9 protein-coding genes are annotated in these 13,458 nt (G+C 70.2%); 6 read left to right on the top strand and 3 right to left on the bottom strand.

Annotated features, from left to right (window positions below):
* The first annotated feature begins 30 nt into the window (after positions 1–30).
* From ACJ7VY_RS13045 to ACJ7VY_RS13035, 3 genes are all read left to right on the top strand, one after another.
* Entirely contained in the window at positions 31–2,340 is a 2,310-nt protein-coding gene (locus ACJ7VY_RS13045; RefSeq protein WP_409475778.1) for a winged helix-turn-helix domain-containing protein, read from the top strand.
* 112 nt (positions 2,341–2,452) lie between these two features.
* Entirely contained in the window at positions 2,453–3,358 is a 906-nt protein-coding gene (locus ACJ7VY_RS13040; protein ID WP_104939507.1) for a helix-turn-helix transcriptional regulator, read from the top strand.
* Positions 3,359–3,403: 45 nt separating this feature from the next.
* Positions 3,404–6,244: a TonB-dependent receptor gene (locus ACJ7VY_RS13035; RefSeq protein ID WP_313255814.1), complete on the top strand. Its 2,841-nt coding sequence runs from the start codon at positions 3,404–3,406 to the stop codon at positions 6,242–6,244.
* Between the two features lie 304 nt (positions 6,245–6,548).
* Here ACJ7VY_RS13035 and ACJ7VY_RS13030 read toward each other — a convergent pair whose 3' ends face one another.
* Both ACJ7VY_RS13030 and ppa read right to left on the bottom strand, forming a co-directional pair.
* Positions 6,549–7,664, bottom strand: a complete 1,116-nt coding sequence (locus tag ACJ7VY_RS13030) for an HDOD domain-containing protein (protein WP_293765059.1) — start codon at positions 7,662–7,664, stop codon at positions 6,549–6,551.
* A 153-nt stretch (positions 7,665–7,817) separates the two neighbouring features.
* A complete protein-coding gene (gene ppa / locus ACJ7VY_RS13025) occupies positions 7,818–8,354 on the bottom strand; it encodes an inorganic diphosphatase (protein ID WP_161615496.1) in 537 nt (178 codons plus the stop codon).
* Positions 8,355–8,508: 154 nt separating this feature from the next.
* On the opposite strand from ppa, the gene ACJ7VY_RS13020 reads away from it, so the two are divergent.
* Positions 8,509–9,729: a helix-turn-helix domain-containing protein gene (locus ACJ7VY_RS13020; RefSeq protein ID WP_409475777.1), complete on the top strand. Its 1,221-nt coding sequence runs from the start codon at positions 8,509–8,511 to the stop codon at positions 9,727–9,729.
* A 47-nt stretch (positions 9,730–9,776) separates the two neighbouring features.
* Positions 9,777–10,451, top strand: a complete 675-nt coding sequence (locus ACJ7VY_RS13015) for a glutaminyl-peptide cyclotransferase (protein ID WP_161615444.1) — start codon at positions 9,777–9,779, stop codon at positions 10,449–10,451.
* A gap of 196 nt (positions 10,452–10,647) precedes the next feature.
* On the opposite strand, the gene ACJ7VY_RS13010 is transcribed toward ACJ7VY_RS13015, so the two are convergent.
* Positions 10,648–12,693, bottom strand: coding sequence for a sodium-translocating pyrophosphatase (locus ACJ7VY_RS13010; protein ID WP_409475776.1), 2,046 nt, complete (start codon positions 12,691–12,693; stop codon positions 10,648–10,650).
* 242 nt (positions 12,694–12,935) lie between these two features.
* Here ACJ7VY_RS13010 and ACJ7VY_RS13005 point away from each other — a divergent pair, with 242 nt between their 5' ends.
* Positions 12,936–13,457, top strand: coding sequence for a hypothetical protein (locus tag ACJ7VY_RS13005; RefSeq protein WP_161615446.1), 522 nt, complete (start codon positions 12,936–12,938; stop codon positions 13,455–13,457).
* The last annotated feature ends 1 nt before the right edge of the window (position 13,458 follow it).

The raw sequence follows: 13,458 nt of genomic DNA, 5'->3' as shown, positions 1-13,458 counted from the left end.
TGCCCTCCAGCGATTCAATCCCTGACCGGCATGGAACCCATCAACAGCGCTCTTTCCCCCCCTGAACGCCTGCATATCGGCGACTGCCTGGTCGTCCTGCCATCGCGCGAGGTGCATGCGCCTGGCGCCCGTCGCAGCGTGCGGCTCACGCCCAAGGCGATCGGCGTGCTGCTGGTGCTGGCGCGTGGCGCCGGCAATGTGGTGACCCGCGATGAACTGTTCGCGCAGGTGTGGCCCGACACCCTGCCGACCAACGACGTACTGACCCAGGCGGTCACCCAGCTGCGCAAGGCGTTGTCCGCCGGTGGCGCGTTCCCGCAGGGACAGGAGTACATCGAAACGATCGCCAAGACCGGCTATCGGCTGCGCGCGCCGGTGGCGTGGGTGCAGGAACAGGAAGAAGCGTCTTCGCCGGCCGCCGACGCGCTGGCGCAGCCGGTGGATGCGGCAGATGCGGCGGGCGCCGCGGCGCTGCCGGATGCAGCCAGGGCCGCCGGATTCTGGCGCCGCGCACGGCGTCGCCTGCTGCTGGTGGTGGGCCTGTTGCTGTTGTGCAGCTCGCTGACGATGGCCTGGCTGCTGTGGCAGCGCCCGGTCGCCGCGCGCGCGCCGGACGCGGTCACGGCCGACGGTACCGGCGTGATCGGCAGTCCGCAGCGTCCGTACCGCCTGATCACCGCCAGCCAGGGATTCGGCACGTTCCCGGCGTTGTCGCCCGATGGCGCGCTGGTCGCCTTTGCCGACGAAAGCGATGGCGGTTCGACGCTCAAGGTGCAGAGCACCGGCAGCACCACGTCGGCGACGCTGGTGAAGGCGCCCGCAGGTGCCATGGACCGGTTCCCGGCGTGGTCGCCGGATGGGCGCGAGATCGCGTTCGCACGGTTCGCCGCCGGCGGCAGCTGCGAGGTGCTGGTGGTCGGTGCCACCGGCGGCAGTGCGCGCCGCGCCACCGCCTGCGATGGCGCCGAGATGCTCAGTTTCAGCTGGACGCCGGATGGGCGCGGGCTGGTGTTCGGCTCCATGACCGGCCCCCACGGTGCGCCCGGCATCCGCACCCTGGACCTGGCAACGGGACGCTGGACGGTGCTGGATTACGCGCGGGGCGAAGGCGACTTCGATTACGCGCCGCGCTACTCGCCCGACGGCCGCCAGCTTGGATTCACCCGCAACCCGCAGCTGGGCGCGGTGTGGGTGATGGACGCCAATGGCGGCGACGCCCGCCGCGTCACCAGCGGCAGCGCGGAGATGCGCGGCTGGGCCTGGCTGGGCGAGCACGCCATCGTGTTCGGGCGGCGGATAGACAGCGAGTCGCGGTTGTACCAGGTGGACCTGCGTTCGGGCCTGCTCAAGGACCTGGGCGTGGATGACGCGCAGAGTCCCAGCGTGGCCGGCATGGGCACGCTGCTCGCCTTCATGCACCGCGCGCCGCAGTTCGGCCTGTTCCGGGTCCCGCTGGACGATCCCGGACGCAAGGAACGGCTGTTCGCGTCGTCCGGGCGCGATGCCCAGCCGATGATCGCGCCCGACGGCCAGCAACTGGTGTTCACTTCCAACCGCTCCGGTGCGTTCGCGCTGTGGTGGGCGCGGCTGGGGCAGTCCGATTCCCTGCGCCCGGTGGACGGCTTCCGCCCCGAGGCGCGGCAGTCACCGGACTGGTCGCCCGACAGCCGCCAGGTGCTGGTCAGCGGCCGTGACGACGACGGCCGGCCCGGCATCTACGAAGTCGTGCCCGAGCAGGGGCAATGGAAGCGGCTGCCGGTGCCGGTTGCCGAACCGCTGCAGGCCGTCTATGGCCCCGCCCCGCATCTGGTGTTCGTGATCGGCAGCGAGGGCGACGGCCCGGCCACGTTGTCCCTGTTCGACCGCGGCGGCGGCCAGTGGCGGCGGGTCGCGCAGGTGGCCGGCGTGTCGCAGGTGCGCTACGACCGCGCGACGCAGCGGGTGTTGTTCACGCGGCTGGCCGAAGGCGGGCTGTGGTCGGCCGATGCCGCGCTGGCGCCGGGCAGTTTCCATGAGCTCAGCGGGGAGGTGCCGACCCGCTGGCGCTTCCGCACCTGGGCCCTGGGCGGCGATGGCGCGGTCGCGTACCTGCGCCAGGATGACGGATGCTCGGTGCAGCTGAGCCGGCTCGACCAGACACAGCCGCCGCGCTGCCTCGAGGCACGCGCCGCGGCCGCCACCAACGGGTTCAGCGTGGCGCCCGATGGCGCCGCGGTATACGTGCCGCTGGCGGTGTCCGATGGCACCGACATCGGCATCATGCCGGTCCCCGAAGCACCCTCGCGACCCTCGCTGGGCGTGCTCAAGTGGTTGCCCCTGTTGGGAAAACCGGATTCGTGATTTCTTCGTTCGCGGTTCCGGAAGAATTCGGAAGGTTCTCGTCGCAACTTCCTGACGACTGCCGCCAGAGTTGGCAAAACCATCGGCCATTGAAGGCAAATGATGGTGAGTCATGCGACAGGTGGCCTGGGTCGATCGCGGCCAGTCGGTTTCGTTCGAGAAGCAGCCGGAGGACGGTCCGCGCCCGAACTGCGTGGGCGTCGCCCGCCTGGGCAGCCTGCAGACATCGGGCACGGTGTTCACGGTGTGGATGCAGCTGCGCGGCAGTGCCTGGGTGGAATCCAGGGAAGGCCGCTTCCGCCTGCGCCAGCGCGAGTGGATCGCGTTCGAGAAGGACTCGCGCCCGCTGATCCAGGCCAGCCGCGACGGGCTGTGCATCGGCGTGGCGCTGGACGCCGCTGCGCTGCGCACCCTGGGTGATCTGGCCGACAGCGGCCTGTATGCCGGCCACGGCGTCATGAGCCGGGCCGAGGCGCGCACCGCGCTGGGCCTGTGGCGCGAGGCCCAGGCACGCGAGCCCGGTTCCCACGTGCTGCGCCCGTTGCTGCTGCACGTGGCCTCGCTGCAGCGCGACTTTTCCGAGGGCGTGCAGCGCTGCCCGGGGCGCTCGCGCCTGCGCAAGCGCCAGGTGTTCGGCCGCATGCAGCGCGCGCGCATGTACCTGGAGGGCAACAGCCACCGCGTGGTGCGCATCGGCGAGCTGGCCGAGCTGACCAACTTCTCCAGCTGGTACCTGTCCAAGACCTTCCAGAGCCTGTACGAGGAAAGCCCGCAGTCGCTGTCCGCGCGCCTGCGCCTGGAGCGCGCGGCCCAGCTGCTGCGCGATACCGACATGATGATCAGCGAGGTCGCCGCGGCCAGTGGCTTCGACAACTGCTGCAGTTTCGCCCGTGCCTTCCGCGCGCGTTTCGGGGTTCCTGCCAGCCGCTACCGCGAAGCGGCGTGCGCCAGCCTCCCGCCACATTCGGCAAAGTTTGCGACTGCTTCGCGCAAACCCATGGCTTCGGTACGAACGTAACGTTCAGGGGTGTTTAACACACCACTAACGTAACCGGAGAGATTCATGAAGTTTCGTACTCCCGCAGTGCGGCTGGGCCTGCTCCCGGCCGGCATCGCCATTGCGCTGACCCCCGCTTTCGCCTCCGCGCAGGACGCCGCTGCCGGCGCCACCACGCTGGACCGCCTGGAAGTCACCGGCTCGCGCATCCGCGGCGCCAACATGGAGACGCAGCAGCCGATCCTGACCCTGAGCCGCGAGAACCTGGAAAAGCAGGGCTTCACCTCGGTCGCCGACGTACTGCAGAACATGACCTCGGCCGGCTCGCCGGCCATCTCCCGTTCCGAGTCGCTGGCCTCCGGCGAGAACGTGGGCGGCTACTACATCGACATCCGCAACCTGGGCGCCAACCGCACCCTGGTGCTGATGAACGGCAAGCGCCTGGGCGCCACCTCGGGCGGCTACCAGGACCTGAGCCAGATCCCGATGTCGGCCATCGAGCGCATCGAAGTCCTGAAGGACGGCGCCTCGGCCATCTACGGTTCGGACGCCATCGCCGGCGTGGTCAACGTGATCACCCGCAAGAACTTCGACGGCGCCGAAGCCAACGTCTACGTCGGCCAGTACGGCGAAGGCGACGGTGACCTGGAGCAGTACTCCTTCACCCTGGGCGCCGCCGGCGAGCGCGGCAGCCTGACCCTGTCGGCCGAGTACTCCAAGCAGGATCCGGTCATGGCCAAGGACCGCTGGTTCTCGCGTGACGGCAGCAGGGGCCCGAATTCGACCCCGGCCGACTGGAGCGCGCTGACCAACAAGGGCAGCTGGTTCGGTCCGTGCGGCCCGGACGGCGCCGATGCGTGGTGCACCCTGAACCAGGGCGGCAACCCGAACAACGTCGCCGACTACCACCCGATCACCCAGGGTGAGTACACCAACGCCAACTCCGAGATGAGCCTGCAGACCGGCATCGAGCGCAAGTCTGTCTACATCAACGGCACCTACGACTTCACCGACAACATCTCGTTCAACGCGGACGTTCTGTACAACGAGCGCAACACCAACCAGCAGATCGCCGGTTACCCGTACCAGTCCGCCTCGGCCGCGATCAACACCCCGATGTCCGCCGACTCGGTGTTCAACCCGATCGGCAAGGAACTGCAGTTCCGCCGCCGCCTGTCCGAAGTGCCGCGCACCACCGACAGCCAGCTCAAGACCCTGCGCTTCGCGCCGTCGGTCAGCGGCTTCTTCGATTTCGCCGGCAAGTCGTTCGACTGGAACGTCGGTGCGCTGTTCAACCGCAACGAGTCGGTCAAGAGCAACCACGGCGACATGAGCCTGATCGCCGCGCGCCAGGCCCTGGGCCCGTCGTTCATCGACGACAAGGGCGTCGCCCGCTGCGGTACCGTCGACAAGCCGATCGCCGGCTGCCTGGCGTGGAACCCGCTGCTGCCGATCGGTGTGGCCGGCCCCGGCTCGCTGGCCGACAAGGACCTGCAGGAATTCCTGTTCCCGACCTACACCACCACCGGCGTCTCCAAGACCACCGCGTTCACCGCTGACCTGGCCGGTTCGATCATGACCCTGCCGGCAGGCGACCTGGGCTTCGCCATCGGCGTCGAGCACCGCGAGGAAGACGCCCGCTACGTGCCGGACGCGTTCATGCAGTCCGGGCAGTACACCGGCCTGGCGCAGAGCACCACCAACGGCAAGTACGAGCTGGACGAGGTCTACCTCGAGCTGAACATCCCGGTGCTGGCCGACATGGCCTTCGCCAAGGAACTGACCGTCAACGTGGCCGGCCGCTACTCGGACTACAGCAACTTCGGCGGCACCATGAACGGCAAGTTCGGCGTGACCTGGCGGCCGATGGATGAGCTGCTGGTCCGCGGCACCTACGCCGAGGGCTTCCGCGCGCCGTCGATCGACAACATGTACGGTGGCGTGAGCGCGAGCTTCGAGAAGTACATCGACCCGTGCTCGGTCGGCGTGGCCGGCAGCGTGGCCGGCAATGCCGCCTGCACCGCCGCGGGCGTCGCCCCGGACTACGTGCAGCTGGGCCAGGGCCTGGAGCCCTGCACCACCTCGCCGTGCGCCACCCCGGACCAGTTCATCTCCGGTTCCAACCCGAACCTGAAGCCGGAAACCTCCAAGAGCAAGACCGTGGGTCTGGTGTGGAGCCCGCGCTGGGTGCAGGGCCTGGACATCTCGCTTGACTGGTACAACTACCAGATCAAGGACATGATCATCTCCGACAGCGTCGACCGCATCCTGCGCGACTGCTACGTGCTGGGCAACAGCAGCCGTTGCGCCGGCATCGTGCGCGCCGCCGATGGTCACATCACCGAGATGTTCTACGGCCTGGCCAACCTGGGCCAGATGGAAACCGAAGGCTACGACCTGGGTGTCAAGTACCGCCTGCCGGAGCTGGCCATCGGCCAGATCTCGCTGGATTGGCAGACCACCTACACCGCCAAGTACGATGAAGTCGGCCAGAACAAGGCCGGCGACAAGATCATCATCGGCAACGTCGGCAGCCCGGGCATCTTCCGCGTGCGTTCGAACCTGGGCGTGAACTGGGAGTACGGCAACTTCGGTGCCAACTACACCGCGCGCTACTACTCGGGCATGAAGGAAGGCTGCATCAGCCTGGCCGACGGCTGGTGCGACCAGGCCGACCGTTACGCCAATGGCGAGTGGGAGCCGCTGCGCAGCACCGGTTCCAACACCTTCCACGACCTGCAGCTCAGCTACAAGGCGCCGTGGGATGCCACCATCGCCCTGGGTGCGAACAACGTGTTCAACCACCGTGGTTCGCTGCAGTACTCGGCGCCGAACAGCGATTTCGCCTACTACGGCGGCTTCGACATCGGTCGCTTCATCTACATGAAGTACACCCAGCGCTTCTGATCCATCGAAGTCCTGTGCAACACGACGAAGGGCGGGCCGCAAGGCCCGCCCTTCTTCTTTGCGCGCGCCGCCTGCGCAAACCGGGGGCGTCCGCGGGCAGCAGGCCGCGCCCGCGGCCCGCCCGCGCTGGCGCGGATGCGCGCGTGCGCCCGTTGCCGCTGTCGCACGCTACCGGTGCCGCCTTGACCGCAATTTCCGTAGGTACAGGTGCGGACGCGGGAAGCGGGAAGCCAGACGCGGAAACGGAAACGGAAACGGCCGCAGGGGATGCGGCCGTTCCGGGGTATGCAGGGTAGGGGCCGCCTCAGGCGATGGCGGACAGCCCGGCGAGGTCGCTGGCCATCTCGCGCCAGCCCTCCAGCCGCGGCAACACCGCGGTACGCTGCAGGTAATCCTCGTCCACCGGGTTGCCGCTGGCCAGGGCCGTGGCCACGTGCACCGCGCCGGTGACCCAGAAACTGCGCACGTTCGAGCGCTGCGGCTGCAGGTGGAACGCCACCGCCTCGATGATCGGCATCGGCAGCCCCCACAGCCCCAGCAGGTAGGCACCGGCCTCGTCGTGGCCGGGCCGGTCGTCGCCCTCGGCCGCCGGTTCGCGCGCGTCGCGCACGCCCGGCAGCAGCAGGCCGATGTCGGCCAGCAGCGCCGCGGTCGCACCCAGCTCGGCGCTGGAGGACGGCAGCATTTTCGCCGCCAGGCGCGAGGCGGCCAGGGCGCGGGCCTGCAGCGCGTTGCGCTCGGCCGGGGACACCGACGGCACCGAGAACACCTCGCTGGCCAGCACCAGGTCGCGCAGCGTGGACAGGCCCAGCCGGGTCACCGCGCCGCGCAGGTCGGAAATCGCCCGGCCGCTGTTGAAGAACGCGGAATTGGACAGTTGCAGCACCTTGGCGGCGATCGCCGGGTCGGCCGAGACCAACTTGGCGATGTCGCTGGCGTCGCTGTTCTCGTCCTCTTCCAGCGCGTGCATCAGGCTCAGGTACAGGTGCGGCGGCGAGGGCAGCTTCTCGATGCGGCCGATGGCGGCGCGCAGCCGCGGGCTGTCCAGCAGGTCGCGCAGTTCCTCCAGGCTGGTCAGCGCTTCCAGCAGCACTTCCGGCGACAGCGGCAGCGGCAGGAACCGATGCGCCACGCCGATGATGCGCGCCGAGGGCGCGCGCTGGCTCTGCGCGGCTTCGATCAGCGCGATGCGGATCGTTTCCGGGCGCAGGGTGCGGATCTGGCCGAGCAGGGTGGCAGGCGTGAGGTCGGGCAGCGCCGGGGCGACGATCACCGCGTCGACCGTGCTCGACGCAACCGTGGCGATGGCGGCATTGCCGTCCGGGGCGCTCTGGACCTGCCAGTCCTCGCCCAGGTCGGTGATGTACTCGAGGAGATCGGCCGACAGGCTGGCTTCGTCGCCGACTAGCAGGATACGCAAGACATTTCCCCCAATGGAACCGTCCGGCCGAACTGGAACAGGCCGGTAACCCGGCCTGTCAATGTAGCGGAACACCCGGCCGCGGTCATGCACCTGGCGGATGAAACGTGATGCTCGTCGCTGGCGGCGGCATGGCGCCGCCGCCGGCGTGGCTCAGCCCTGCTTGGCCACGAAGGTCTCGTGCGCCTGGACCAGGATGCGCTTGGCCTCGGCGGCGTCGCCCCAGCCTTCGATCTTGACCCACTTGCCCTTTTCCAGGTCCTTGTAGTGCTCGAAGAAGTGGCCGATGCGCTCCAGCCAGTGGCTGGACACCTGGGCGATGTCCTCGACGTGGCCATAGCCGCTGAAGATCTTGGCCACCGGCACGGCCAGGATCTTCTCGTCGCTGCCGGCTTCGTCGCTCATCTTCAGCACGCCCACCGGGCGGCAGCGCACCACCGAACCGGGCACCAGCGGCAGCGGCAGCACCACCAGCACGTCGGCCGGGTCGCCGTCGCCGCACAGGGTGCTGGGGACATAGCCGTAGTTGCAGGGGTAGCGCATCGGCGTGGAGAGGATGCGGTCGACGAAGATCGCGCCCGATTCCTTGTCCACTTCGTACTTCACCGGCTCCGAATCCTTCGGGATCTCGATGATGACGTTGATTTCTTCCGGGGGGTTCTTGCCCGCGGAAACGAGTTCCAGACCCATGCGCTGCTCCGAATCGTGCGTTTGACAGAAAGGCGGCATTCTACGCCTGCCGCTGGTGCGGCGCACCAAAGCCCGCCGGGCGGCGCGGCCACCGGCGCCGGTCCCCCTGGGCCGGCCGGGTGCAGGCCGGGGCACGGACGGGTAGCCTGCCGGCATGGATTCGCTGATCGCCGCCTCCGCGCGCGCCCTGGCCAGCGGCGATGTCCTGGCCGCGCTCAACCACGTGGCGCTGCGCGAGGACCCGGCGGCGCTGGCCCTGCGCGGGATCGCCATGGCCCGGCTCGGCGAACTGGCGCGCGCGCGCGGGCTGCTGCGCCGGGCGCGGCGCGGCTTCGGCACGCACGAGGGGCTGTCGCGGGCGCGCTGCGCGCTGGCCGACGCGGAGGTGGCGCTGGCGATGCGCGAGCTCGGCGGTTCGCCGGCGCCGCTGCGTGCGCTGGCGACGCAGCTGCAGGCGCATGGCGACCAGGGCAATGCACTGCAGGCCTGGTTGATCCTGGCGCGCCGCTGGCTGCTGCTCGGCAGGCTGCCGCAGGCCGCCGAGGCGCTGTCGCGCCTGGACGGCCAGCGGATGCCGCCGGCGCTGGCGGCGATGGCCGGGCTGACCGCCGCGGCGCTGGCGCTGCGTGCGCTGCGGGTGGCTGAGGCGTGCGCGGCGCTCGAGGCCGCGGACGTGGCCGCGGGTGCGGCCGGCATTGCCGCGCTGCAGGCGGAAGTCGCCGCCGCCCGCGCGGAACTGGAGCAGCCCGCCGCGCGTTGCCTCGGTGGCGGCGTGGACGTGCCGCTGCGGATCGGGCAGGTGCAGGCCCTGCTGGCGTCCGGCGCGCTGGTCGTGGATGGCTGCCGCCGGGGCGTGCGGCAGGGCGGCCGCTGGCACTCGCTGGTGCGGCGCCCGGTACTGCTCGCCCTGGCCCGTGCGCTGGCCGAAGCGTGGCCGGGCGATGTCGAGCGCGACGCGCTGGTCGCCCGCGTATTCGGCATGCGCCACCGCGACGACAGCCTGCGCGCGCGGCTGCGGGTGGAAATCGGCCGCCTGCGCGCGCTGGTCGCGGCGGTGGCCGGCATCGAAGCGACACCCCGCGGATTCCGGCTGGTGCCGCATGCCACGGATACGGTGAGGGTGCTGGCGCCGCCGTTCGAGGGCGCCCAGGCCGCGCTCGTGGCGCTGCTCGCCGATGGCGCCGGCTGGCCCACCTCGGCGCTGGCCCTGGCACTGGGCGGCAGCCAGCGCAACGTGCAGAGGGCGCTGGTTGAGCTGGAGGCGGCCGGGCGCGTGCGTTCGCGCGGACGCGGCCGCGCGCAGCGCTGGTGGTCGCTGCCGCCCGGTGGATTCACGACGATCTTGTTACTCCCCGCCGCGCTGCCGGTTGACTAGGGTCATCGGCAGGCACCGAATCCCCGATGTGCCAGGAGAGCGCAGCAGTGAACACAGGAAATCCTGACCCCGGTGTGGCCGCCACCCCGGTCCGCCCGGCCGAAGTGGTACGCGACTACGGCCCGTTCGCCGACGCCGATTGCATCCACGGCGTGAGCTTCGACGGCCACAACGTGTGGGCCGCCACCGGCGCGGCGCTGGTGGCCTTCGACCCGCGCGATGGCGCGCTGGTCCGCACCCTGGCCCTGCCGTGCGATGCCGGCACCGCCTTCGACGGCACCCACCTGTACCAGATCGCCGAAGCGCGCATCGACAAGATCGACCCGCGCAGCGGGCGGGTGCTGTCCTCGATCCCCGCGCCCGGCGCCGGTGCCGATTCCGGCATGGCCTGGGCAGAGGGCAGCCTGTGGGTGGGCCAGTGCCGCCAGCGCCGGATCCACCAGATCGATCCGGCCGACGGCACGGTCCTGCGCACCATCGAATCGGATCGCTTCGTCACCGGCGTCACCTGGGTCGATGGCCAGCTGTGGCACGGCACCGGCGAGGGCGAGGAGAGCGACATCCGCCGTGTCGATCCGCAGGACGGCACCGTACTGGAACGCCTGCGCATGCCGCCGGGCATCAGCGTCAGCGGCCTGGAGGCCGACGGCGGCGACCTGTTCTATTGCGGCGGCGGCCGCAGCGGGCGGGTGCATGCGGTGAAGCGGCCACGCGCGCGCTGAACCGCGTGCGTCGGGCCGCTGCGGTGCACCCCGTGCCGCGGGCCGCGGGCCGCGGCCTGATCCGGGGTGTGCCCCGGCGTGGCACCGGCAGCGGGCGGCGATGTCCTGGCCGCGGCTGCGGGGCCAGCGCCCGGCTGCGCTGCCCTTCCGCCGCGGATCGGGGGAAGCGCAGCGCAGCGCGGGAAGCGGGCGCCGGTTACAGCAGCGGCACCAGCAGCAGCGCCACGATGTTGATGATCTTGATCAGCGGGTTGATCGCCGGGCCGGCCGTGTCCTTGTAGGGGTCGCCGACGGTGTCGCCGGTCACCGCGGCCTTGTGCGCCTCGCTGCCCTTGCCGCCGAAGTGGCCGTCCTCGATGTATTTCTTGGCGTTGTCCCAGGCACCGCCGCCGGTGGTCATCGAGATCGCCACGAAGATGCCGGTGACGATGGTGCCGATCAGCAGCCCGCCCAGCGCTTCGGGCCCGAGCAGCAGGCCGACCACGATCGGCACCGCCACCGGCAGCAGCGACGGCACGATCATTTCCCGGATGGCCGAGCGGGTCAGCATGTCCACCGCCTTGTCGTACTGCGGCTTGCCGCTGCCGTCCATGATCCCGGCGATCTCGCGGAACTGGCGGCGCACTTCCTCGACCACCGCGCCGGCGGCGCGGCCCACCGCCTCCATCGCCATCGCGCCGAACAGGTAGGGGATCAGGCCACCGACCAGCAGGCCGATGATCACCCGGTGGTCGGACAGGTCGAACAGGAACGACCTGCCCGGGTGTGCCGCCTGCAGGTTGTGGGTGTAGTCGGCGAACAGCACCAGCGCGGCCAGCGCCGCCGAGCCGATCGCATAGCCCTTGGTCACCGCCTTGGTGGTGTTGCCCACCGCATCGAGCGGGTCGGTGATGTCGCGGATCTCCGGCGGCAGCTCGGCCATCTCGGCGATGCCGCCGGCGTTGTCGGTGATCGGCCCGTAGGCGTCGAGCGCGACGATCATGCCGGCCATCGACAGCATCGCGGTGGCGGCGATGGCGATGCCGTACAGGCCGCCGTGCAGGTAGGCGAACCAGATCGCCGCGCACACCGCCACCACCGGCAGCGCGGTGGACTTCATCGACACGCCCAGCCCGGCGATGATGTTGGTGCCATGGCCGGTGGTGGAGGCCTTGGCCACGTGCTGCACCGGCTTGTACTGGGTGCCGGTGTAGTACTCGGTGATCCACACGATCAGCCCGGTCAGCAGCAGGCCGATCAGGGCACAGATGTAGAGGTTCATCGCGCCGTGGGCGTTGTCGCCCATCAGCGCGGTGGTGATCGGGTAGAACGCGATCGCCGCCAGCACGCCGGAGACGATCACGCCCTTGTACAGCGCGCCCATGATGTTGGGCTTGCTGCCGGAGACCTTGACGAACATCGCGCCGATGATCGAGGCGAGGATCGATACGCCGCCCAGTACCAGCGGATACAGCACCGCGTTCCTGCCAGCGAAGTCGGCCGAGCCAGGCACCATCATCATGCCGCCCAGCAGCATGGTGGCGATCACCGTCACCGCGTAGGTCTCGAACAGGTCGGCGGCCATGCCGGCGCAGTCGCCGACGTTGTCGCCGACGTTGTCGGCGATCACCGCCGGGTTGCGCGGGTCGTCCTCGGGAATGCCGGCTTCGACCTTGCCCACCAGGTCGGCGCCCACGTCCGCGCCCTTGGTGAAGATGCCGCCGCCCAGTCGCGCGAAGATCGAGATCAGCGACGAGCCGAACGCCAGCCCGACCAGCGCGTGCAGGTTGTCGGCCTGCGCCAGGCCCAGCTGCTGCAGCACGAAGTAGTAGCCGGCCACGCCCAGCAGGCCCAGCCCCACCACCAGCATGCCGGTGATCGCGCCGCCCTTGAAGGCCACGTCCATCGCCGCGCCCATGCCGTTGCGCGCGGCCTCGGCGGTGCGCACGTTGGCGCGCACCGAGACATTCATGCCGATGTAGCCGGCCATGCCGGACAGCACCGCGCCGACCGCGAAGCCGACCGCGGTGTACCAGCTCAGGAACACGCCCACCAGCACGAACAGCACCACGCCGGCGATGGCGATGGTCAGGTACTGGCGGTTGAGGTAGGCGCGCGCGCCTTCCTGGATCGCCGAGGCGATTTCCTGCATGCGTGCGTTGCCGGCCGGCTGGCGCAATATCCAGCGGGCGGCGAACAGACCATAGGCGATGGCGATGACCGCGCAGGCCAGCGCGAAGACGAGACCGTAGTGTTCCAGCATGAACCCCTCCAGCACAGGTGGATGTCGTCCAGCAGCGCTGAACGCGGGACACGCCGGGGATGAAGCACTGGAACAGACCCGGAGCCATGCAGCGGCCGTGGTACGTGTCGCGGTGTTCAACGTTTCCTGGAGCTGCGGCGAGTATGGGTCAGCTGCCGTTCACTGTCACGGGCCGGCGCGCTTGCCTTGCCGTTCAGCGCCGCGCTGGCACCGTGCGGCTTTCCCTGACGCGAGGCGGGCCGATGAAAGTGCGGCGTGGAAAGTGGTCGATACCGTTGCTGGCGCTGTTGCCGCTGGCTGCCGGCGCGCAGGCGCCGGCGGCCACGCAACCGGAAATCCAGCGCCCGCCGGGCACGCCGCAGGCGGTGGGCGCGGTACATACCGTGCGCCAGATCCCCGAGGCCTGCGTGCGTATCGAAGGCCGCTTCACCGGCCAGGCCGACGCACCCTACGCCATGCAGCCGGTACGCACCGACGCGCGCTGCCAGCCGCGCGCGGCGCTGCTGGACTTCGCCCGGGTGCGGCCCGGCGAGGACGGGTGGCGGCTCAACGACCGCATCCGCATACCGGCCGCGGCCTGCCCCGGCCAGCAGGCGGTGGTCGAAGTCTGGCGGCGCCCGGTCGAGCAACCGCTGGTCCGCGACGGCCAGGGCCAGGTGCGCGTGTACCTGGGCGAAGCGCGGCAACAGGCCGATGCCGGCAAACTCGCATCGCTGCCCGCGTTCGCGGTGCGGATGACCCTGCAGGGCACGCCCTGCCGCTGAG

It is taken from the genome of Stenotrophomonas sp. Y-13 (genome assembly GCF_046267925.1).
GTDB classification, from domain to species: Bacteria; Pseudomonadota; Gammaproteobacteria; order Xanthomonadales; family Xanthomonadaceae; genus Stenotrophomonas; species Stenotrophomonas acidaminiphila_A.
This window is presented reverse-complemented; position numbering and strand designations above follow the sequence as displayed.